This is a genomic window from Holophagales bacterium (assembly GCA_016699405.1).
Lineage (GTDB): Bacteria > Acidobacteriota > Thermoanaerobaculia > Multivoradales > JAGPDF01 > JAAYLR01.
Map to the genome: position 1 here is coordinate 4,409,981 of CP064972.1, position 23,559 is coordinate 4,433,539.

Sequence of the window (23,559 nt, forward strand, 5' to 3'; positions counted from 1 at the left end):
CGCCGGGCTCAGGCAGGCGGGCTCGGAGTCGCCTTTTCCGCGGGGCGCGCCCACTTGCGCACCGCGACGGTGGCGCGCATGTGGGCGATCAGCTCGAGCGAGATCTCGCGAGCGAGCGGCTCGAGGGTGTCGACGCTCTCGGCGGCGAAGGCGCGGTCGAGCGCCGCGGCGACCAGGCGGTCGATCGCCGCTCCGCCCTCCGCCGAGCGCAGCGTCTCGCCGACCGACTCGAAGGTGGCCTCGACGACGACGGCGCCGATCGAGCGGGCGAGCGGGCGGACGACCATCTGCGGCAGCGGCACCGCGTCGAGTGCCACCGAGCGCTCGACCGCCTGCTCCAGGTTCAGCTCGACGAGACGGCGCACTCCGGCGAGCAGCTCCGGGTCGCTCGCCAGGGCCCGCGCCTGCGAGCGCAGCATCGCCTCGATCGCCGCACGGCGTTCGCCCACCACCGCGGCGACGATGCGCCGGTGGGTGCCGGCACCGATCTCGCTCGCCAGCTCGTCGAGGATGAGGATCGCCACGCGGTCCGAAACCTCCTCGGCGACGATCGCCCCGAAGGTGCCCATCGCCCGGCTGAGGACGTCGCGCCCCACTGACGAGAGCTCGCTGCGCCGCAGGCGCATGTAGATCGAGACGGCCCGCAGGACGCGGAACGGTCGCAGGTAGGCGGTGGGGAGCAACCCCATCACGTCGTAGAAGCGGAAGACCGGGAAGAACCACCAGCGGGCGTACTCGCGCCGTCGTACCGAGCCGATCCAGCGCCAGCCGAACTCGACGACGAAGAGCAGCAGGAACGGCAGGTCGAGCTTCCAGAAGTGGTCCTCGAGCTGGCCGTCGCGGTCGAACTCGCGAAAGAAGTTCGCCTCGAGGCGCGGCCGGATCGAGCGCTCGAACTGGTCGAGGCGGTGCCGCAGCAGCCCGCGCTCGGCCGGCCAATACGCCGTCGCGACTGCCGCGGCGCGCGCCGGGTCGTCGAGCCCGAAGGTGGGCTGCTCGACCTCGACCGCCACCTGGCGCCGGATCGCCTCGAAGCTCGCGCTCTCGCCGGCGCGCTCGAACGGGTTCTCGACGAGCAGGCGGGCGAAGAGTGCCCGCAGCGTTTCGAGCCGCTCCTCCGGCACCGGCTCGGCCGGCGACACCTCGACACGCCGCCGCACCCCTTCGACCTCCCCGAGGATCGCCTCGGTGAGCGGGTGCGGCCGGATCCCCTTCACCCGGTCGTAGAGGCGCGGGACCACCGGCAGCCACGCCACGTAGGTCGGACGCAGCCAGAGGAAGGTGAGATCGAAGAGGATCAGCCCCAGGTTGACCAGGGCCACCCAGACCATGAAGGCGTCCCAGAGGAGCGCCTTGCTGAGACGGGAGCGTGGCGGGAGCGGCGCGGTGTCGTTCATCGGATCCGGCGGCCGCACGCCGAGAGGCGCGTCAGGCGCTCTCGCGATGCTGCAGGAACTCTTCGAGGAGCGCGGCGAGTCGTTCGCGCGAGAGCACCTGGAGCGCCACCGCCATTTCGCCGAAGCGTACCCGCTTCTGCTCCTGGAGCGCGAGGATCCGTTCGATCTGCACGCCGTCGAGCAGGCCGAGCCGGGCGGCGATCTCGCCGAAACGCCCGCCGTCGCGCTGCTGCACCGCGAGGATCTCGGCGATGTCGTCGAAATCGAGATAGTCGAGCAGGTAGGCAAGCGTGCCGAACCAGACGTTGGTCCGGCCCTGAGCCTCGAGTACCGACTCCACCTGATCGCTGGTGAGCAGACCCCGCTCCATCAAGTACTCGCCGAAACGCATCCGACCGCCCTCCTGGGGGAGAAAAGCAGACTTCTACAGACTGGAATGGTACTCGGAGGCCACCCCTTTTGCCGAGCCCCTCGCAGCGGCCGGGATCGTCGCTCGGCCGACTCGCCGCCGCGGGCCGCGATCACGGGGTGTCGAGGGCCCGCCAGAGGTACCAGCTGGCCACCGAACGAAAGGGACGCCAGCCCTCGCCGTGCGCCTGGAGCTCGTGCGGCGTCGGCATCGCCTCCCGCCCGTAGGCCAAGGCGAAGCCCTTGCGCACGCCGAAGTCGCCGACCGGCAGGATGTCGGGACGGCCGAGGGTGAAGAGCAGCAGCATCTCGACGGTCCAGCGCCCGACGCCGCGGACCGCCGTCAACTGCTCGACGAGCGCCTCGTCGTCGAGTCGCTCGGCCGCCGCCCGGCCGGGGATCTGCCGCGCCACGGCACGACGGGCGAGATCCTGCAACGCCAACGCCTTGTTGCGGGAGAGCCCCACCGCGCGCAGCGCCTCGAGATCGGCCACCGCCAGCCGCCGCGCCGCGGGAGCACCGCTCCGCCCGAAGCTCGTGGTGAGCCGGCGCCAGATGGCCGCCGCCGCCCTGCCGTGGAGCTGCTGGTAGACGATCGCCTCGGCGAGCGCCGCATACGGACTGACCCGAGCCGGCGCCACGGCCAGCCGGCACTCGCCGACCCGCGCGATCAGCCGGCCGAGCCGGCGATCCCGGCGCGCCAGCTCGGCGGCCGCCGCCCGGGTGTCGAACGGCGGAGAGGCGGTGTGTCGCATCGAGCGACGCAGTCTAGCAACCGCTCCGGCTCAAACGTCGGACCGTCGCGGCGCGTATCCACCGATGTGAGTGTCTTCCCGTTTGCCGACCGCCTGGTCGCCCGGCTCCGTCGTCGCCGGCGGGTCGCCACGGGGAGCGCGCCGATGATCTGCCGCATGATCTTCGACGAGCTCTGCGTGCACGCCAACGGCGACCTGGTCTGCTCCTGCGCCGATCCGCCGGGTCGGCGTGTCTTCGGCAACGTTCACCGCGACCGCATCGACGAGGTCTACAACGGCCCGCTCTACCGCGCCGCGCGCAGCGACCAGCTCGCCGCGGCGGGCGACTCCTACTGCCCGGTGATCGAGTCGTTCTGCGGCGGGCGCGTCTCACGCCCCACCGCGGACGACCAGGCGACGGGGCGCGTCGTCCGCGTCCTGCAGCTCGAGCCGATCTCGCGCTGCAACCTTCGCTGCCCCGAATGCCCGACGACCTCCTTCGGCACGCACCCGGCCTTCCGCGGCGATCGCGCCGCCGTCCTGCCGCTCGCCGTCATGCTCGACGTGGTGGCCCAGCTTCCGTATCTCGAGAAGATCCTCTTCTACAACTTCGGCGAGCCGTTCCTCCATCCGCAGGCGATCGACTTCCTGCGCGAAGTCCGACGCCGTCGTCCCGAGGTCACGATCCACACGAGCACCAACGGCCTGGCGCTCTCTCGCACCGCCATCGAGGCGATCGCCGCCGAGGCGCTGCTCGACCGGATCGTCTTCTCCATCGACGGGGCCCGGGAATCGAGCTATCGCCGTTACCGGGTCGGCGGCTCGCTGAGCAAGGCCCTCGCGGCGATGCGGCTGCTGCTCGAGGCGCTCGACGCGCACGCCACGCGCCGGCGCGTCGAGGTCCTCTGGCAGTACATCCTCTTCACGTGGAACGACTCGGAGGCCGAGCTCGCCGCGGCGCGGGAGCTCGCCGGCCGACTCGGCGTGAGGATCGAGTGGGTGCTCACCCACACCCAGGGAGCCTCTCGTCGGATCCGTGAAGGAAGCGATGCCGCACGCCGCCTGCTCGGCGGCGACGACTACCGGGCGCTCACCTGCGATGCCCGGATGGCGAGCCTCTGGCGCCATCGCGGCGTCGCGTCGTCGTTCTATGCCGCCAGCATCGCACCGGAGCCGCGGGCCTTGCGCACCACCCCCGGGGGGCGCTTCGCCACCATCGTGAGAATCGCCAACGCCAGTCCGGGAACCTGGCCCGTCGGATCCTCGCGAGGCGTGCGCCTCGGCGTCCGTCTCGAGACGCCGGAGGGCCGGCCGATTCGCGAGCTCCCCGGCCTGCCGCTCCCCGAGGCGGTCGGCCGCCGCCACGGCTCGGGCTGGCTGGTGCTCGACGGCAAGGCCCCGGAGCAGCCGGGCCGCTATCGACTCTTCGTCGATCTGGTCCACGAAGGGGTCGCCTGGTTCTCCGAACGAAGCTCCGCCCCGGCCATCTGCCATCTCGAGGTCGGGGACGGTCCGCTCCGCGCCGCCGCGGGGCTGTCCCACGAGATCTGCCGAGCGATGCTGGGACAGGATCCGGAGTCGCCCGAGGCCGAATCGTGGCGACGACGCCTCGACGCCGGAGAGCCGAGTGAGGCCCTCCTCCAGGATCTCGGCCGGCGGCTCGCCGGCGAAGAGGTGTCGCTCCGCCTCGACGCGGCGCGCGAGCGCGTCGCCCGGGCCCTCGCGCTGGTCCCCCCGGCGCCCGTTCCGGCGCGATAGGCTCATCGGGTCGTGGCGACCCCGATCCCCTCCAATCAGGCTGTCTTCTCTCTCGGCGAGCTCGTCGCGGCGACCGGCGGTCGCCTCGTCGATGCCGACCCGGCGACGACGATCGCCGGCATTTCCGCCGACTCGCGCACCGTCCCGGCGGGTGGTCTCTTCGTCGCGCTCTGGGTGGCGCCGGGGGGGCCGATCGCCTTCGCTCGCGACGGGCACGACTTCGTTGCCGCGGCGCGCCAGCGCGGCGCCTTTCCGCTCGTCGAACGCAGCCGCGATCTGGCCGGCCCGCGACTCGAGGTCGACGACACGCTCGTCGCCCTCGGCGAGATCGCTCGCCACTTCGTCGCCCGCGAAACGCGCGGGCGCCCGGTGCCGGCGCTCGCCGTCGGCGGCGCGGTCGGCAAGACGACCACCAAGACCCTCGCTGCCGCGGCGGCCGAGGCGCTCTTCGGGCCGGTCCTGGTCACCGCCGGAAGCCTCAACAACCTCCTCGGCGTGCCGATGACCCTCTTCACGCTGGGGCCGTCGCACCGCGTGCTGGTGATCGAGTGCGGCACCTCGACGACCGGCGAAATCCCGCGCCTCGGACGGATCGTCCAGCCCGACGTGGCGCTGGTGCTCAACGCCGACATCGAGCATTCGGCGGGCCTCGGCGACCTCACCGCGATCGCCGACGAGGAGGGCTCGCTCTTCGCCGCCGCCCGCCGCGCCGCGATCACCTGGCACGAAGACCTCGAGCTGATGAGCCGCCTGGCGCAGCAGCGAAGCGGACGTGGGATCGAGACGTTCACCTTCGGCCACGGGACCGCCGGCGCACCGCCACCCGACGTGCGCATCGCCGGGCGCGAGGTGCGCGACGACGGCACCACGGCGATCGCTCTCGAGGTCTCCGCCCGGCTCGCCGCCGGGGGTCCGCGCCCGCTGGTCATCTCCACCCCCCTGCTCGGTGCCGCGGCGGCGAACAACCTCGCCGCGGCAGTCGCCGCGACCGCCGTGCTGCGCGGCGAGCCGCTGTCGGTCGACGAGCTCGGCGCCGTGGCCGCCGCCCTCGGCGCCGTCCCGGCGGTCCCCGGACGTCTCACTCCGCGCCGCTCCGGTCGGATCCTGGTGATCGACGACAGCTACAACGCCAACCCGAGGTCGATGCGCGCCGCGCTCGCCGCGGCGCGCGAGGTGGCCGATCGGCGCGGCGCCCGGCTGATCGTCGCGCTCGGCGACATGCTCGAGCTCGGCGAGCTGTCGCGCGCCATGCACGGCGCCGTCCTCGAGGAGGCGGAGCGCGCCGCCCCGGCGCTCCTGGCGCTGGTCGGCAGCGAGATGCTCGCCGCGGTGCGGGCGAGAGGGCTCGCTCTGCCCCGGCTCGTCGCCGCCAGCTCCGAGACGATGGCGCCGGCGCTCGCCATGGCGCTCGCCCCGGGCGACGTCCTGCTGATCAAGGGCTCGCGCGGCATGCGGATGGAGCGCCTGCTCGAGCCGCTCGCGGCCCGCTTCGGAGCCGAAGGGTGAGCGACCCACGCGCCTCCCGCGGCGCCTCGCTGCTGCTCGGCGGTTATCTCCAGTACCGCGGCGCCTTCCGCGTGTTGACGCTGAAGGCCGCCGACCGCTTCGCTGCCCGCGACTGGGCGAGCGCTCAGCGCGATTCGGTCGAACGGCACGCCGCCTACCGCCGCGGGCTCGACAAGACCCTCGCCAAGCTGCGCTCGCTCTGGGGCGACGACGTCGCCAAGCGCGAGCCCTGGCGCCAGATGAAGGCCGCCTACCTCGACCTTGCCGAGACGCTGCCCGACCTCGAGCTCGCCGAGACCTTCTTCAATTCGGCCACGCGTCGCGTCTTCGCCACCGTCGGCATCGACCCGGAGATCGAGTTCGTCAGCCCGGTGACCGACGTCGGCGACACCGGCGAGCCCTCCGGCGAGACCGAGCGCTTTGCCCCGTGCGGCTCGCTCGCCGCGCTCCTCGCCACGGCGCTCGCCCACCATCTGCCGCGGGCAGGATTCGCCGACCTCGCCGGCGACCTCGCGCTGGCCGTCGAGGTCATCCGCCGGCAGGTGCCGGACGCCGACGCCGCGGGGATCGAGCTCGTCAAGTCGCCGTTCTATCGCGGCCAGGGCGCCTACGTCATCGGCCGCCTGCTGGCCCCGGCGGCGCGGTGCCCCGTCGTCTTCGCCTTCACCCATCCCGAGGGCCCGCCCGCCGGGGCGCACCTCGATGCCGTGCTGCTCAGCGAAGACGAGGTCTCGATCGTCTTCAGCTTCACCCGCTCCTACTTCTTCGTCGACTGCGAGCGACCGCGCGAGCTGGTGCGCTTCCTCAAGTCGATCATGCCGCGCAAGCCGGTCGGCGAGCTCTACAACTCGATCGGCCACAACAAGCACGGCAAGACCGAGCTCTACCGCGCGCTCCTCCACCATCTCGAGACCACCGACGACCGCTTCGAGATCGCCCGCGGCGAGCGCGGCATGGTGATGGTCGTCTTCGACCTGCCGGGCTTCGACTCGGTGTTCAAGGTGATCCGCGACCGCTTCGACTACCCGAAGTCGACGACCCGAGCCGAGGTGATGGCCAAGTACCGGCTGGTCTTCGAGCACGACCGCGCCGGGCGGCTGGTCGACGCCCAGGAGTTCGAGCATCTCGCCTTCGATCGGCGTCGCTTCTCCGACGAGCTGCTCGCCGAGCTCGCCGCCAAGGTCAGCGGCACGGTGCGCATCGGCGAACGGCAGGTCGACATCGCCCACGTCTACACCGAGCGCCGGCTCACCCCGCTCGACGTCTACCTGCGCGAGGCCTCGCCCGCCGACGCCGACGCGGCGATCCTCGACTTCGGCGAGACGCTGCGCGACCTCGCGGCCACCGACATCTTCCCCGGCGACATGCTGCTGAAGAACTTCGGGGCCACGCGCCACAAGCGGGTGGTGTTCTACGACTACGACGAGCTCTGCCGGGTCACCGACAGCAACTTCCGCGACCTGCCGGAGCCCTCGAGCGACGAGGAGGAGACGGCGGGCGAGGCCTGGTTCTACGTCGACGAGAAGGACATCTTCCCCGAGGAGTTCCTGCGCTTCCTCGGCCTGCGCGGCAGCGCCCGCGAGCGCTTCCTCGCCGCCCACGGCGACCTGCTCACCTCTGCCTACTGGCGCAACCTGCGCACCGAGCTCCTCGCCGGTCGCCTCTTCGACGTCCTCCCCTACCCGGCCGCGCGCCGGCTGCGGCGCGACTGACCGCACGTTCGGGCGGGGACCACGGCGCGCGGCGATGGTATTCTGACCCCTCAGGCCGTCTTTCTCCGGCCGATCCACCCCCAAGGAGGCTTTGACGATGTCCGATTGGCGATTCACGGTCCCCGCCGGCGGCGAGAAGATCACGCTCGTCGACGGCAAGCTGCACGTCCCCGACCATCCGATCCTCCCGTTCATCGAAGGCGACGGCACCGGGCGTGACATCTGGCGCGCCTCGGTGCGCGTGCTCGACGCCGCGGTCGAGAAGGCTTACGGCGGCAAGCGCAAGATCGCCTGGATGGAGGTGCTCGCCGGTCAGAAGTCGTTCGACGAGGCCGGTAGCTGGCTGCCGGAGGCGACGGTCGAGGCGTTCCGCGAGTACCTGGTGGGCATCAAGGGACCGCTCACCACGCCGATCGGCGGCGGCATCCGCTCGCTCAACGTGGCGCTCCGCCAGTTGCTCGACCTCTACGTCTGCCTGCGCCCGGTGCGCTGGTTCCAGGGCGTCCCCTCCCCGGTCAAGCACCCGGAGAAGGTGGACATGGTGATCTTCCGCGAGAACACCGAGGACATCTACGCCGGCATCGAATGGCAGGCCGGATCGCCCGAGGTCAAGAAGATCGTCGAGTTCCTCAAGAACGAGTTCCCCAAGGAGTTCGGCAAGATCCGCTTCCCCGGCACGGTCGGCATCGGCATCAAGCCGGTCTCGCAGGAGGGCACCGAGCGCCTGGTGCGCGCCGCCATCCAGTACGCCCTGGCCAACGGCAAGAAGAGCGTCACCTTCGTGCACAAGGGCAACATCATGAAGTACACCGAGGGCGCCTTCCGCAACTGGGGCTACGAGCTCGCCGAGCGCGAGTTCGGCGACAAGGTCTACACCTGGGAGCAGTGGGAGCGCACGAAGCGGACCGGCGGCGAGAAGGCGGCCAACGAGGAGCAGAAGGCGGCGCTCGCCTCCGGCAAGATCCTGGTCAAGGACGCCATCGCCGACATCACCCTGCAGCAGGTGCTGACCCGGCCGGACGAGTTCGACGTCATCGCCACGCTCAACCTCAACGGCGACTACCTCTCCGACGCCCTCGCCGCGCAGGTCGGCGGCATCGGCATCGCGCCGGGCGGCAACGTCAACTACACGACCGGCCACGCCGTCTTCGAGGCGACCCACGGCACGGCACCGAAGTACGCCGATCTCGACCAGGTCAACCCGGGCTCGGTCGTCCTCTCCGGCGAGATGATGCTGCGCTACATGGGCTGGACCGAGGCCGCCGACCTGATCATCAAGGGAATGGACGGTGCCATCGCCGCCAAGCGCGTCACCTACGACTTCGCGCGGCTGATGGAAGGTGCCACCAAGATCAAGTGCAGCGAGTTCGGCGACGCGCTGATCGCCCACATGTGAACGCCTCGCCGGCCTCGCGCCGGTCGAGGAGCGAAGGACCAGGGGCGGCGCTGAGCCGCCCCTTTGCTTTGGTGCGCGGCGGTCAGAAGCGGTCGCTGGTCGTCACCAGCCACTGCAGGTGCGCGAGGTCGGAGGGACCGGCGAGCGGCAGGGCGAGGTCGAAGTGGATCATCGCCCCGCGCGACGAACGGCTCGAGCTCAGGCGCAGCCCGACGCCGACGTCGCCGAGCCAGCCGCTCGCCGGGCCGGGGCCAGGCGAGCGCGCCGGTGTCTCGTGCAGCTCGTTGAACCAGGCGCGGCCGGCGTCGGCGAAGATCGCCGCCCCGAGATGCGCCACGTGCAGGATCTCGCGCTCGCTGTAGAACCGCTGCTCGATCGAGAAGAGCACGCGCCGGTCGCCCTCCTGATACCGCAGTGGATAGCCGCGCAACCCGTTGTCGCCGCCGAGCAGCAGTTGCGTCTCCGGGTCGGCGCGGCGGGTGGCGTCGAGCCAGACGCCGAGCACCAGGCGGTGGCGTCCGAAATCGGTCATCAGGTCGCGCGCCGAAAAGGAGGCGCGGACGTCGCGCGCTCCGCCGTCGCCGAAGCGACCCGAGAAGCCGCTTTCGTAGACGAGCAGGTGCCGCTCGCCCAGGCGCACGCCGTCGCTCCAGCGCGCCGAGACGATCCACGAGCTCTCGCTCGCCCCGAGCCCGCCGAGGTTGCGCCCAAGACGCACGGCGGCCTCGCGGCCGAGGTTGAGGTCCTCGCTGCGCCGGATCTTGTCGAGATCGCTCGCCACCACGTAGCCGTCTTCGGCCCACTCCCACGCGACCCAGGGATAGGCGAGCGTGCGATCCCGCGGCAGCTCTCCGGTCGGCGGACCGCTGCCGTCGTCCGGACCGACCGCCGTGAAGCTCTGGTCCTCGTAGCGCAGGCCCGCCGAGAGCCGCATCGTCGAGTCGCCCTGTCGACCCGGCGACCACCCGGCCGAGAGCTCGACGAGCTCCGAGGCGTGGCGGAAGCGGTCGAAGACGTGACCGAGCCGGTAGCGCGAGTCGACGAGATCGTCCGAGACGACGTGCAACCCCGCCGACCAGCGCGTGTCGAGCGAGTAGAAGGGACGGGCGAAGTCGACGAGCACCGCATGGCCGTCGGTGCTCTTGGCCACCTCGGTCTCGAGCCGCAGGTGGGTCCCGAGCAGGCGATCGTCCTGATAGCGCAGGAGCGCGGTGTCGCGGTCGACGTTGGTCTCCCAGACCGCGGCGAGCTCCTTGCCGGTGCCGAGGAAGTTCTTGTCCTGCGCGTCGAAGCTCACCGAGTTCGTCCCGCCGCTGCGCCCGAAGCGGGCGCCGGCGTCGAGCGACCAGACGTCGCGCGTCCGCACTTCGAGGTCGACGCGATCGCCCTCGCAGCGGATCGGCACGATCCGGGCGTCGAAGAAGTAGCGGTGGCTGCGCAGGATGCGCTCCGACTCGGCGACGAGCCGGGCCGAGTAGCGGTCTCCCGAGGCGAAGAGCAGCATGCGACGGATCACCTCGGGACGCGTCGTGCGGTGCAGCCGGTTGGCCGCGCGAAAGAGCGCGAAGCGCTCCTCCGGCTTCGACTCGTCGAAGATGTCGCCGGCGATCACCTCGATCCGCCCGACGCGACGCTCGTGCCCTTCGAGCTCCGCCGCCGACGCCGACTCGCAGCCGGAGAGGTCGGGGGCAGGGCGCTCGTCACCGCGAGCCGGGCGGATTGCGACGGCGAGGAGGGCGACGGCGACGGCGAGACGGGTTCGCGGCAGCATCAACCCCACTTTCTGACACCTTTCGCATGAACGGCCGGTGAACGGCCACCGCGTCTCGCGCACCGGGCGACGAGCGCCGCTCGTCGTAGGATTCCGGCATGAGCTCCTGCCCGCACCGCTCCCGGCCTCCGCTCACCCTCGGCGTCGTCGCCCTGGCCGCATCGATGCTCGCTTCCTACGCTCCCGCCGGCGCGGCGATCGCCAACCCGCCGCACGAGGACCTCTTCTTCCTCACCGAGCACCTCCCCGAGGCGGCGCAGGACGCGCGCGCGTTCTCCCTGCTCTGGCCCGAAGGGAGCCTGTCCCCCGGCCGATGGAAGCTGCACGCCGGCATTGCCGGCGCATCGGCCGACGGCGGCGTCGCGACGCTGCGCGGCGCGCTCGCCACGGTCGGCGCATCGCGCGCCTGGAGCGAGCACTGGGGCGTGTCGATCTTCGCCTTCTACGACCGCTTCGACGTCCGGGCCGGGAAGGGCGCGGAGGTGCTGAGCGACGGCGGCGTTCCGGCGCTCCCGCTCGACCTGCCCGAGCGCGTCGAGATCACCGGCGCCGGCGGCACCGTCCGCCACCTCGGCGGCGGGGTGCTCGTCGAACGTGCGTTCGGCGGTTCGGCCGGAGCCTCGCGGTGGAACCTCGTCGCCGGCCTGACGATCGACCGGCTCGAGCGCGACGCCTACGCGTTCCGCTACCGCCTGCTCGGCGGGACGACCGCCGGCGTGAGCGGCACGGTCGAGCAGAGCGGCAGCAACGACTTCGTCACTCCGCTCGTCGGTATCCAGTGGGTGCGACCGCTCGGCTCGCGTCTCCTCCTGCTGCCGCGCGTCGTCGCCGGCGCCCCACTGCCGGCCGGAGACCTCCACACCCGCATCACCGGCCCCGGCTTCGACCGCTCGACACGCGACCCCGGCGGCCGCCCCGGCAGGATCGGCGACGGCTTCGTCGCCCTCGGCGCCGGCCTGCGCGACCGCGCGAGCGGCTTCGAGCTCGACCTCGGCGCGGCGCTCCTCTACCCGCTCTTCGAGCGCTTCACCCACGACGGCATCGACCGCTCACTCCTGCTCTCGCTCTCCTGGCACGCCCGCTGAGACGTCGGGGAGGAAGTCGAGCCTGCGCGTGATGGCCTCGCCCGGAAGCGGGCAGACCCCATCATCACCTCCGGTGCTTGCCCATTTGCGGAAGATTCGATGTAGTCTCGATGACAGCACGGAAGGCAGTACGAAGGGAGAGGCGATCCCCGCTTCGCGCTTCGACTGCACTCGGGCCCACTCCGGCGACGGCGGCTCGATCGACCATGGTGACGAGACCTCATGGCACGCCTTGAAGAGCTCCAGCCCAATGCCGCTGTTCGCGGCATTCTCCCGAACACCCTCACCACCGTCGTCAGCGTCCAGTGGTTCGGAAGCGACGCCCTCGAGCTGACCTACAAGGACCCTGCCGGGCGGGTCGCCAACGAGATCCTCTACCGCCATGACGAGCCCCGGCTGGAGGTCGTGGAGACCGGGCGTCCTTGGAGCTTCGACGGGGAGGGCGGGCTCTTTCGGCTCGTCTCCGAGGCCCACCGAATCCGTCTCGCGCACCTCTTCGACCCGGTGCTCGCCGTCCACACCTCTCTGGTCGAGCCGCTCCCGCACCAGATCACTGCGGTCTACGAGGCGATGCTGCCGCGCCAGCCGCTGCGTTTCCTGCTCGCCGACGACCCCGGAGCCGGCAAGACGATCATGGCCGGCCTGCTCATCAAGGAGCTGATCGTCCGTGGGGACCTCCAGCGCTGCCTCATCGTTTGCCCCGGGAGCCTCGCCGAGCAGTGGCAGGACGAGCTCAACAAGCGTTTCCACCTTCCATTCGAGATCCTGACCAACGACAAGCTCGAGGCGGCACGGACCGGGAACTGGTTCCTCGAGACCAATCTGGTCATCGCGCGGCTCGACAAGCTCTCGCGCAATGCCGACGTCCAGGAGAAGCTGGCAACGCCGGACTGCCGCTGGGACCTCATCGTCTGCGACGAGGCGCACAAGATGTCCGCCACCTTCTTCGGTGGCGAGATCAAGAGGACCAAGAGATACCTCCTCGGCCAGCGGCTCGCGACCCTGACGCGGCACTTCCTGCTGATGACGGCGACACCGCACAACGGGAAAGAGGAGGACTTCCACCTCTTCATGGCGCTGCTCGACGGCGACCGCTTCGAGGGACAGTTCCGCGACGGGGCCCACACCACGGACGTCTCGGACCTCATGCGGCGCACGGTGAAGGAAGGCCTGGTTCGCTTCGACGGCACGCCGCTCTTCCCCGAGCGGATTGCCTACACCGTGCCATACAAGCTCTCCGACCCGGAGGCCCGGCTCTACCGGGAGGTCACCGCGTACGTCCGCGAGGAGTTCAACCGGGCCGAGGCTTTGCAGAACGAGAAGCGCGCCGGTACGGTGGGCTTCGCGCTGACGATTCTCCAGCGCCGCCTCGCCTCCTCGCCCGAGGCGATCTACCAGTCGCTCCGGCGCCGCCGCGAGCGCCTCGAGAAGAAGCTGCGCGAGCTCGAAGTGCTTCATCGCGGGGCGGTCGGCTCGGCGATCGAGGCCGGCACCCGCACGCTCGACGCCGACGACTGGGATGACCTCGACGAGGCCCCGGACCAGGAGGTCGAGCAGGTCGAGGAGGAGATCCTCGACCAGGCGACAGCAGCCCGGACAATCGAGGAGCTCAAGGCCGAGATCGCGACCCTCCGACAGCTCGAGGAGCTGGCGAGCTCGGTGCGGCGGAGCGGGCAGGACTGCAAGTGGCGCGAGCTCGCCCTCCTGCTCGGCGAGATCTTCACCCCGTCCACGCTCGCCGACGAGGTCGCAGAAGCAGAGAGGCCTTTCGGCCACGAAGATCCTCCGAAACCCACGCCGTCCCCACGGCAAAAGCTGGTGCTCTTCACCGAGCACCGCGACACGCTGAACTACCTGCAGGAGAAGATCTCGACCGTCCTCGGCCGGAGGAACGCAGTCGTCGTCATCCACGGCTCGATGGGCCGCGAGGAACGGATGAAGACGCAGGAGGCGTTCCGCCACGACCCGGAGGTCCAGGTCCTCGTGGCCACCGACGCTGCCGGCGAAGGCATCAACCTGCAGCGCGCGCACCTGATGGTGAACTACGACCTGCCATGGAATCCGAACCGCATCGAGCAGCGCTTCGGGAGGATCCACCGCATCGGCCAGAAGGAGGTCTGCCACCTCTGGAACCTGATCGCCGAGGAAACCCGCGAGGGCGACGTCTACCGCACGCTCCTCGAGAAGCTCGACGAGGCGCGCAAGTCGCTCGGCGGCCAGGTCTTCGACGTTCTCGGCAAGGTCCAGTTCGATGGCAGGCCGCTGCGCGACCTGCTCATTCAAGCGATCCGCTACGGCGACCTTCCCGAGGTGCGCGCGAGGCTCACCCAGGTCGTCGAGGGGGCCTTCGACCTCGAGCAGCTCGTTCTGCTCTTCGAAGAACGGGCTCTGGCGCACGACGCGCTCGACTCGACCCGCCTCCAGCGGGTGCGCGACGAGATGGAGCGTGCCGAGACGCGCCGCCTCCAGCCGCACTTCATCGAGTCGTTCTTCCTCGATGCCTTCCGGCGGCTCGGGGGGTCGATCCGCCAGCGCGAAGGGCGGCGCTACGAGGTCACCCACGTGCCAGCGCCGGTCCGCAACCGCGACCGGCTCATCGGTCAGGGCGAACCAGTCCTGCCGCGGTACGAGCGGGTCGCCTTCGAGAAGGGCGAGATCAGCCCGCAGGGGCTCGCTCCCGCAGCCTTCCTCTGCCCTGGGCACCCGCTGCTCGATGCGGTGATCGACCTCACCCTCGAGCGCGACCGGGACCTCCTCCGCCGCGGCGCGGTGCTCATCGACCCGGCCGACGCGGGCGAGACACCGAGGGTGGTCTTCGCCCTGGAGCACGCGATCCAGGACGCGAGCCTCACTCGCGTCGGGGAGCGCCGGACGGTCTCGAAGCGGATGCTCTACGTGCAGATGGATCCCGCCGGAAACGCACGGCACATCCAGTACGCGCCCTACCTCGACTACCGACCCCTAGAGAAGGGCGAACCGGCCGTCGAGGCTCTTCTCGACCGCCCGGAGTGCGCCTGGATCACGCGGGAGCTCGAGCGCACCGCGCAAGGCCACGCAATCGCCGAGCTCGTTCCGGCGCACCTTGCCGAGGTGCGCGATCGGCGTGTTGCCTGGGTGGAACGCACCAGGGCCGCCGTGAAAGCCCGCCTGACGCGAGAGATCATGCACTGGGACCATCGCGCGCAGGAGCTCCAACACCAAGAGCAGGCGGGTCGCCCCAATGCTCGTCTCAATTCACAGGAGGCCCGCCGTCGAGCCGACGAGCTCCAAGGGCGTCTCAAGAAGCGCCTCGAGCAACTCGATCTCGAGTCGCAGATCTCGGCGCTCCCGCCGTTCGTGATGGGTGGCTTCGTGGTCGTGCCGGCCGGGCTTCTCGACAAGATGGCCGGCAGAGGCCCGTCCGTGACTCTGCCGACGCGTGACACCCAGGCCGCCGCGGCGCGCGCCCGCGAGCTGGTGATGGCGACGGAGCGCAGCCTGGGGTTCGAGCCGGTCGACCGCGAGCTCGACAAGCTCGGCTACGACCTCGAAAGCCGCGACCCACACACCGGCCGCCTGCGCATCCTCGAGGTGAAGGGCCGCATTGAAGGGGCCGCGACGCTCACCGTGACCCGCAACGAGGTTCTCTACTCGTTGAACCAGCCCGAGAGCTACATCCTGGCCATTGTCGAGTTCGGCCAGGACGGCAACCACCGCGTCCTCTACCTTCGCGAGCCCTTCCGTCGCGAACCGGACTTCGGGGTGACGAGCGTGAACTACGACTTCGCCGAGCTCCTGGTGCGGGCCCTGCCGCCGGCCTAGAACCTACGTACCGATGGGAGGCGAACGTTGAGCATCTTCGAAGACACCAATCCGCGAGCCCTGAAGGACCTCCTCGGAGAGATCCATTCCCGAACTATGGCTCTTCCCGACTTTCAACGTGATTTCGTCTGGGAACCGGTCGCGACTCAAGAGCTGATCGTGTCGATCGCCTACAACTACCCGGCTGGGAGCATCCTTCGAGTCCGGGATCGAGCACGCCTTTTCGCTGCTCGCGAGTTTGAAGGAGCGCCGAAGCTCGACGGTGGGACGCACACCTTCCTTGTGCTCGATGGCCAGCAGCGGCTGACATCCCTATACCAGGCTTTCTTCGGCGTGGGAGAGCACAAGTACTACCTTAGCCTTAAGAAGCTCATCGACGGAGCGGACTTTGAAGACGCGCTCTTCCATGTCCGTGCGAGCACGAAGTGGGCGCAGGCGCGTGAGGACTTCTCAGTTCAAGCAAGAGAACTCCTGATGCCGCTCTCGGTCTTGAAAGGTGGTGCGGGAGGGTTCCTTCAGTGGGTCATCAAGGTCACGAATCCCATGCCGGCAGATGACCGCACCGCGATGCTGGACCGTCTGACGAGGATCGACGAGGACTGGATCAAGACTATCGATGACTATCACTTCCCCGTGGTGACTCTCTCAGAGAAGACTGAAGCTGATGCCCTTTGCACGATCTTCGAGACGCTGAACCGGACAGGGGTCAAACTCAGCGTCTTCGAGCTCCTCACGGCTCGCTTCTGGCCACACGGAATCAACCTGCGAGCTCTATGGGACGAGGCCAAGGCAGCGTACCCGATCATCGCGGATTTTGAGGTGGACCCCTACAGCGTCCTGCAAGCGATCGCCCTAGCCAGCCGCGACACGCCATCGTGCAAGCGTGGCGATGTCTTGAACATGAGCGCCTCCGACATTAGAGAGTGGTGGGATCGAGTCGTTCTCGGTCTTGTCGACGGTCTCGGCATACTTCGAGACGACTGCAAGGTGATGCTGCCGAAGTGGCTCCCCTACAACTCGATGATCGCCCCGCTCGCGGCTGTCCTCGCTGGCGCAAGCTCCACGAGAGGCCCCGAAGCGGGGGCAATGCGGGAGAAGCTCAAGCGTTGGTTCTGGTGCGCCGTCTTTGGGCAAGCGTACGACAGCTCAGCCAACAGTCAGGCTGCGAAGGATGTTGCGGAACTGAGGACCTGGATGGGTGGAGGTCCTGCACCAGAGTCAGTCCGTGGCCTTCGATTCGACCCGAACACCCTTCTGGATGTGACGCCTCGCCAGCGCGCGATCTACTCTGGCACGATCTGTCTGATTCTGGGCTCCGGGACCGGGGCGCGCGACTTTCATAGTGGTGGTCTCATAACCACAAGTCTGATGGTGGACCAGGACATCGACGATCACCACGTTTTCCCCGACGACTACCTCTTGCGCCACAGGGGCATCTCTCTCGCGAGACGGCGCGACTGCGTGTTGAACCGCACGCTGATCGACCGGTCGACGAATCAGAGGATCAGTAATCGGGCCCCGTCGGACTATCTCGCTGAGATGAGGACAACGCGAGATTTTCCGTTTGACGAAGTGCTGACGTCGCATTGCCTGCCCAGTGGAAACGAGTCCGCCCTGTTGTGCGACGACTTCGACCGGTTCCTCATGTGGAGGCAGGAGAGGCTTTGGGCGGAGATTCGGCGCGTGACGGGACTGGTAGAAGCAACAGACCTCGAATCTGCTCAGGACTCCTGACGCGCCCGGTAGAGGATGGACCCGAGATGAGTGACTGTCGCCTGCTGGTTGCGCGCAAGGACCTCCTGGAAGTGTTGCGCCCAATGGGAAGGTTCCTTCGACTGGACACCAAGCAGGAGGCAGTGCTCGAGCCGGCGCCGGGTGGACTCGGAGTGGCGCTAGGAGGGGTCGGGGGCGAGATCCCGGGCGAGGGTCGATGGAGGATGCGGGTGCGGGTCCCAGGCGGCCTGTTCGTCGGCCTCGCCCGCCGCCTTCCTCGCCTCGATCGCATCGAGATCTCGGCCAGCAGCAACGGGTGTCGCATCGGTCCGATCACACTACCCTGTGAGCTGGGACCGGTCGTCGGGGGCCGGGTCGAGCTCCCAATGGATCCGTCGCCGGGCGAAGTGCTTGCGTTGCGCGGCACCCATGCGCCTACGGTCATCGATCAATCGGGGCTGGGCCCTGAGCTCGAGGCCGTGATGGAGCGACGCGACCGCCTCGTCATGCGGGCGCTCGAGATCCTGAGCCCGCTCGGTGTGACGGCGGCCGACCTCCTTTGGGCCGTCGAGCGCGCTGTTCGCCGCCAGGCGCCGAGGAAGCCGCACGCCGGCCAGGTGGCTCGCTTCCAACCACCGAACAACTCATGACAGGCGCGCCGAGATGAAGCGCTGGGTGAGCCCGGGGAGGCCGTGAATGCTACCCCTCTACAAGATCCGGTTCGAGCTGGTGCCAGGTGCGGGGGTGACGGCGAAGGTTGTCGAGCGCGAGTGTCTCGCGCTGATCTCGGACTGGGTCGACCGCTCGTTCGAGAAGGGTCGACAGACCTCCCCCGGGGTGGCTGAGGTCCCCGAGATCGACCTTCGCAGTCACCAGCCCCAGGTGCGTATGCAGCGTCTCGAGTGCGGGGCCCTCCACCACGCGTTTCACTGGTCCAAGGCGGACGATGGCCAGCCCGGCCGGAACTGGGTCTCCCATGTCGAGCTGTTGAGCGACGGGAGCCGGATCGAATTTCAGCTGCAGCTCGGGATCGAAGCCGAGGCGGTGCTGCTCGATTCGCGACGGCCCCGCCCGTCCCGCCCACGCTTGGTGTCCACCGTTCTCAGCCATCCGGGATGGACCTGCCGCATTGGGCCCGATCCGGTCTCGGTGATCCCTCACCTCGTCACCGCCCAAGACGTCGAGACGATCTGCAGCGACGTGCTCTTCTCGCCCCAGCGAGAGCTTCCGGCCGTGGTGGTCACCCCGGATCTACCCGCGAAGCACTGGCCGATCGCCCCGCAGACGCTGGCGACCCGCTTGGCGGGAACGGCGCGAGTCTTCCGGGTCCGCGACAAGCTGGCCACCCTCGTCCTCGATCAGTACCTCGGACGTCCCCTTGCGATCGGGCCGAACGCAATCCGCGTGTTTGCGCCCGGGCTGGAGCCCGGCTCGGGCGTGGACGGGCATTGGCACTTCCTCGGAGAGACGATTCACGCGAAGGCACTGACGGATATCGACTTCTCGGACTTCCTCTTCGATCGGCTCGCCGAGAAGGCCCTCACGCGGTTTCGAGAATCGCCGCTCGTTCGCACCTTTGGAGAGTTGCTGGACGCCGAGCGCCAGGAAAAGCTCGAGAAGATCCGCGGCCAACAGGCCGCCGATGTCAGCTACTACGAATCGTATGCGCGCGAGCTCGAGGCGCAGAACCGCGCCCTCACCCGAGAGCGGGAACAGCTCCAAAAGGACCTGGAGAGCCGCGACGAGCAGCTACGGGCTCTGCAGTCCGCGCTCGACGCCGCGCAACAGAACATCCGGCAGTTGACCGGTGCCCATCTCACGACGACGCTGGCGCCGCAGGTCGAATCGGAAGCAGAAGTCCACGAGGCAACGGTTCTTGAGGTCCTGGAGGAGGCAGCCGAAGACTCTCCGGATCTCCTCGTACTGGAGTCGGCTCGCAAGTCGGCAGACGAGGTGCCCGTGACCTACAAGTTCACGGACCGCGTCGGAGCTGCGCTTCGCGCGCTCCAAGACGGCGCCGATACGCGAAACCGGACCAGGCGAATCGAGGGCGGTTGGAAGTCGTTTTTCGAGCACCGGGGCTTTGAGTACAAGCCTCGGCTCTCGGACACGACACGGAACACGTGGGGGGATGACTACCGCTTCCTTATCGACGGCCGCCGCGAGCTCTTCGAAGAGCACTTCACCATCGGTGTGAAGTCGGCGAACACCTGCCTTTCGATCCACTTCTCGACCCAACTTCGGAAGGACAAGGTCGTCGTGGCTTATGTCGGCCGGCACTTGCGCAACACGCAGTCTTAGCCTCTGGAAGATGAGGTTGAGGACTCATGACAACGACCGACCAGCCATCTAATCCTCGTTCTCGCTTCGGAGGGGTCCAGCTGCTTCTTCGCCTTCCACGGCTGTGCGAGCGCGAGCTCGGGGCGAGATGGGCTAGCGCATCGGGCACGAGCGTCAGCAAATGACTCCTCTTCAGCAATCCGCAGAAGGAAATCCGACCAAGCCTTTCTTGGTGCTCGACAAGAGCCTTGTGCGGGACTCGAGCTTCGACTCCCGAGCGGAAGAACTCGACGCCACCTTCCAGCTCGCCGTGCCCACGCACCTCGTGATGGAATGGGTGGTGCCACGGCACGAAGACTCTCCGGCCGAGGACCGGATCGTAACCCTCGCCGAGAAACTGAGACTCACGCCAGGTGCCGTGGCGTGTCCCATCCCGTCCTTTCTTCTGCAAGCGGAGATGAGCGGCGACCGCCGGCACGCCTCCGCCCACTGCTCGCCGGACCTTCTCGAACGAATCCGCTCAGGGGACCGATCTTGGATTGGACCGGAGAGCCTACTTCGATGGAGGTCGCAGGTCGGGGAGGGAGTGCAGGGCCTGATGGAAATGACCAGGCTGATTCCAAAGATGGTCGCGGTCTCGAACCAGGGAGACGTGACAGAGCCCCTCTTGTCGCAGGTCGCGGAGGATCGGGTGATGATTTCCTCGCGAATCTACGACGAAATCTGGCGTCCGCAGTTCGGAGCAAGTGCTCCAGGAGTGGCCGGACCGGCTACAGCTTCTCGCATTCAGGTCCTGTTCATGGGAGCTCTGAGCTGGTTCGGAAAGTACGGGCTCACGCCAGACCGCGCAAATCCCGGGCGGGTGTTCAACGAGGTCGTCGACCTCGACATCAGGACCCTGGGGATAATCCTCGGCGGTCTAGGGAGTCTTGATCGAGGGAGTCAGTCCATGTTCAAGCAGCTCAACCCCTCCGGGATTCTCGTTACGTGAGGCTGGGATGTTGAATCGCAAGAAGCTCATCGAAGTCGCCCTCCCCCTCGAGGCCATCAACGCGGCCTCGGCGCGGGAGAAGTCGATCCGCCACGGCCATCCGTCGACGTTGCACCTCTGGTGGGCCCGCCGGCCGCTGGCAGCGGCGCGGGCGGTGATCTTTGCGCAGATGGTGGACGATCCGTCGGAGTACGTCGACGTGCTGCTCTCGGAGCCGGGGACGCGGCGGAAGGCCGAGACTGAGTTGCGCAAGCGACGGAAAGTCTGGGAGGCGACGAAGGCGAAGGCTGAGGAGGCCGCATCGCCCGAGCCGACGCTCGCCGAATGCGCGGCGGATCTCGAGAGGCAGCGCCTCTTCGAGATCATCGAGAAGCTGGTCCTCTGGGAGAACACCACCAACGAGGCCGTTCTCCAGGCCGCTCGCGACGAGATCTGGCAGAGCTGGCGGCGGACCTGTGCCGAGAACGCGGACCATCCGCGGGCCAAGGAGCTGTTCGACCGCAACGAGCTGCCCGCCTTCCACGACCCCTTCGCAGGCGGTGGCGCATTGCCGCTCGAGGCGCAGCGGCTCGGGCTGGAGAGCTACGCGAGTGATCTGAACCCTGTCGCCGTTCTGATCAACAAGGCGATGATCGAGATCCCGCCGAAGTTCGCGGGCAGGCCGCCGGTCAACCCGGAGTGGACGAGCAAGAGCCCCGAGGAGAAGGCGCTTCGCACCTGGAAGGGGGCCGAGGGCCTCGCCGAGGACGTGCGCTACTACGGCCAGTGGATGCGCGACGAGGCCGAGAAGCGCATCGGCCACCTCTACCCGAAGATCGAGGTCACGGCCGAGATGGCGAAGGAGCGGCCCGACCTGAAGCCGTACGTCGGCAAGGGGCTCACCGTCATCGCCTGGATCTGGGCGCGCACGGTGAAGAGCCCGAATCCGGCCTTCGCGCAGGTGGACGTGCCGCTCGCCTCGACCTTCATGCTCTCCACCAAGGCGGGCAAGGAGGCGTACGTCGAGCCGGTGATCGGGAGCGGTGGCTATCGGTTCACGGTGAAGGTGGGGGCGTCGAAGGACGCGGAGGAGGCGAAGAACGGCACGAAGCTTTCGCGCGGTTCGAATTTCCGTTGCCTGATGTCTGGCGCGCCGATCGCGGGCGACTACCTCATGGCCGAGGGCAAGGCCGGGCGGTTGGGTGCGCGGCTGATGGCAATCGTGGCCGAAGGTGGCCGTGAGCGGGTCTATCTCTCTCCGACACTGGAGCACGAGGCGGCGGCGCTCGAGGCGCAGCCGGAGTGGAGGCCGGACGTCGACTTCTTCCAGCAGGCGCTCGGCTTTCGCGTCGGCAACTATGGAATGAGGAAGTGGAGCGACCTATTCACATCCCGCCAACTCACAGTTCTGACGACCTTCTCCGGCCTGGTGCATGAAGCGCGCGAGCGGGTGCAGCGCGACGCGCTCGTCGCCAGCCCATCCGACGAAGGCCGCGGCCTGGACGCCGGTGGCTTCGGCGCCGCCGTCTACGCGGACGCAGTAGCGGTATATCTCGCATTCGGAGTGTCGAAGACATCGAATCGATCAAATAGTCTGGCTACGTGGATGCCTTCGGTGCAGTGCCCCGGACACCTCTTCCGGCGCCATGCAATTCCGATGAGCTGGGACTTCTCCGAAGCCAATTCGCTGAATGGACCAAGTGGCTCATTCTGGAGCATGGTAGATGACACGGCTAGAGCACTGGACTTCATGTCCGCTTCGGGCGCACGCGGCGCTGCCGCTCAAGCGGATGCGGCGGTACAGACAAACTCAGTAGGGAAAGTGATCTCGATAGATCCCCCCTACTACGACAATGTTGGGTACGCCGACTTGTCGGACTTCTTCTATGTCTGGCTTCGCACCTCGCTGAAGCCGGTCTTCTCTGATCTCTTCGCCACGGTCGTCGTGCCAAAGGCCGCGGAGCTCGTTGCCACACCTGACAGGCACGGGGGCAAGCACAAGGCCGAGGAGTTCTTCCTGAACGGCATGACGCAAGTAATGCATCGCCTCGCCGAGCAGGCGCACCCGGCCTTCCCGGTCACGATCTACTATGCGTTCAAGCAGTCCGAGGGCGACGGAACTGAGGGAACTGCAAGCACGGGGTGGGAGGTCTTCCTCGCTGCGGGAATACGCGCCGGATTCGCCATCAACGGTACCTGGCCGGTGCGCACTGAACGCGAGAACCGAACACGAAATCAAGAGAGCAACGCCCTCGCTTCAAGCATCATCCTCGTCTGCCGCCCGCGCTCCGGATCCGCACCCACTGCCACGCGCCGCGAGTTCGTCACCGCGCTCAAGGCAGAGCTGCCAGTAGCGCTCGCCCACCTCCAGCGCGGCAACATCGCGCCAGTGGACCTGGCGCAGGCTGCCATCGGCCCGGGTATGGCGGTTTACACCCGCTACGCCAAGGTGCTCGACGCCGAGGGGAAGGCGCTCAGCGTGCGCGAGGCGCTCGCGCTCATCAATCAGACCCTCGACGAGGCGCTGGCCGAGCAGGAGGGGGACTTCGACGCCGACACCCGCTGGGCGCTGACCTGGTTCGAGCAGTCGGGCTTCGACGAGGGCGAGTACGGCGTGGCCGAACAGCTCTCCAAGTCCAAGAACACGAGCGTCGGCGGCATGGAGGATGCGGGCATCCTGAAGTCCAAGGGTGGCAAGGTCCGCCTGCTGCGCCCCGCCGAGCTCCCCGCCGACTGGGACCCGGAGAAGGACAGTCGCCGCACCGCGTGGGAGGCCGTCCACCATCTCGTTCGCGTCCTCGAGTCCGGAGGAGAAGGTGCCGCGGCCGAGCTGCAGAAGAAGCTCGGAGCCCAGGCCGAAGTCGCCCGCGAGCTCGCTTACCGCCTTTACACCCTCTGCGAGCGCAAGAAGCGGGCGGCGGAGGCGCTCTCGTACAATGCGCTTGTCCAGAGCTGGCCGGAGGTCGTCCGACTTGCCCAGCAGGAGCCCACAGGCGTGGGGCAGACGTCGTTGTTTGAGCAGGAGTAG

15 protein-coding genes are annotated in these 23,559 nt (G+C 68.5%); 11 read left to right on the forward strand and 4 right to left on the reverse strand.

From position 1 onward, the window contains the following. Positions 1-8: 8 nt before the first annotated feature. The 3 genes from IPJ17_18225 to IPJ17_18235 form a co-directional block, all read right to left on the reverse strand. Positions 9-1,397, reverse strand: coding sequence for a hypothetical protein (locus IPJ17_18225; GenBank protein ID QQR73396.1), 1,389 nt, complete (start codon positions 1,395-1,397; stop codon positions 9-11). Positions 1,398-1,428: 31 nt separating this feature from the next. Beyond that, positions 1,429-1,788 (reverse strand): hypothetical protein, encoded by a 360-nt coding sequence (locus tag IPJ17_18230; protein ID QQR73397.1) that lies wholly within the window; start codon positions 1,786-1,788, stop codon positions 1,429-1,431. 130 nt (positions 1,789-1,918) lie between these two features. Next, a complete protein-coding gene (locus tag IPJ17_18235; GenBank protein QQR73398.1) occupies positions 1,919-2,560 on the reverse strand; it encodes a DNA-3-methyladenine glycosylase 2 family protein in 642 nt (213 codons plus the stop codon). Between the two features lie 144 nt (positions 2,561-2,704). On the opposite strand from IPJ17_18235, the gene IPJ17_18240 reads away from it, so the two are divergent. From IPJ17_18240 to icd, 4 genes are all read left to right on the forward strand, one after another. Next, positions 2,705-4,297, forward strand: a complete 1,593-nt coding sequence (locus IPJ17_18240) for a radical SAM protein (protein QQR73399.1) — start codon at positions 2,705-2,707, stop codon at positions 4,295-4,297. A 12-nt stretch (positions 4,298-4,309) separates the two neighbouring features. Then, positions 4,310-5,803, forward strand: a complete 1,494-nt coding sequence (locus IPJ17_18245) for a UDP-N-acetylmuramoylalanyl-D-glutamyl-2, 6-diaminopimelate--D-alanyl-D-alanine ligase (protein QQR73400.1) — start codon at positions 4,310-4,312, stop codon at positions 5,801-5,803. Beyond that, a complete protein-coding gene (aceK, locus tag IPJ17_18250) occupies positions 5,800-7,515 on the forward strand; it encodes a bifunctional isocitrate dehydrogenase kinase/phosphatase (protein ID QQR73401.1) in 1,716 nt (571 codons plus the stop codon). The genes IPJ17_18245 and aceK overlap by 4 nt, the downstream gene beginning before the upstream one ends. Before the next feature lie 97 nt (positions 7,516-7,612). After that, positions 7,613-8,911, forward strand: a complete 1,299-nt coding sequence (icd, locus tag IPJ17_18255) for an NADP-dependent isocitrate dehydrogenase (GenBank protein ID QQR73402.1) — start codon at positions 7,613-7,615, stop codon at positions 8,909-8,911. Positions 8,912-8,993: 82 nt separating this feature from the next. On the opposite strand, the gene IPJ17_18260 is transcribed toward icd, so the two are convergent. Further along, positions 8,994-10,682, reverse strand: coding sequence for a hypothetical protein (locus IPJ17_18260; GenBank protein ID QQR73403.1), 1,689 nt, complete (start codon positions 10,680-10,682; stop codon positions 8,994-8,996). 98 nt (positions 10,683-10,780) lie between these two features. On the opposite strand from IPJ17_18260, the gene IPJ17_18265 reads away from it, so the two are divergent. The 7 genes from IPJ17_18265 to IPJ17_18295 all read left to right on the forward strand — a co-directional run bounded on the left by IPJ17_18265 (position 10,781) and on the right by IPJ17_18295 (position 23,559). Further along, the gene (locus IPJ17_18265; GenBank protein QQR73404.1) at positions 10,781-11,767 is read left to right on the forward strand and encodes a hypothetical protein; all 987 of its coding nucleotides are present in this window, start codon (positions 10,781-10,783) and stop codon (positions 11,765-11,767) included. A gap of 222 nt (positions 11,768-11,989) precedes the next feature. After that, a complete protein-coding gene (locus IPJ17_18270; protein QQR73405.1) occupies positions 11,990-15,568 on the forward strand; it encodes a DUF3883 domain-containing protein in 3,579 nt (1,192 codons plus the stop codon). A gap of 27 nt (positions 15,569-15,595) precedes the next feature. Continuing rightward, positions 15,596-17,302: a DUF262 domain-containing protein gene (locus IPJ17_18275; protein QQR73406.1), complete on the forward strand. Its 1,707-nt coding sequence runs from the start codon at positions 15,596-15,598 to the stop codon at positions 17,300-17,302. A gap of 26 nt (positions 17,303-17,328) precedes the next feature. Next, entirely contained in the window at positions 17,329-17,931 is a 603-nt protein-coding gene (locus IPJ17_18280) for a hypothetical protein (GenBank protein QQR73407.1), read from the forward strand. Positions 17,932-17,977: 46 nt separating this feature from the next. Continuing rightward, positions 17,978-19,582 carry a TolC family protein gene (locus IPJ17_18285; protein QQR73408.1) on the forward strand — a complete coding sequence of 535 codons (1,605 nt, stop codon included), beginning with the start codon at positions 17,978-17,980 and terminating at the stop codon, positions 19,580-19,582. A 208-nt stretch (positions 19,583-19,790) separates the two neighbouring features. Beyond that, on the forward strand, positions 19,791-20,552 hold the full coding sequence (locus tag IPJ17_18290) for a hypothetical protein (GenBank protein QQR73409.1): 762 nt from the start codon (positions 19,791-19,793) through the stop codon (positions 20,550-20,552). A 7-nt stretch (positions 20,553-20,559) separates the two neighbouring features. Then, positions 20,560-23,559: a DUF1156 domain-containing protein gene (locus tag IPJ17_18295; protein QQR73410.1), complete on the forward strand. Its 3,000-nt coding sequence runs from the start codon at positions 20,560-20,562 to the stop codon at positions 23,557-23,559.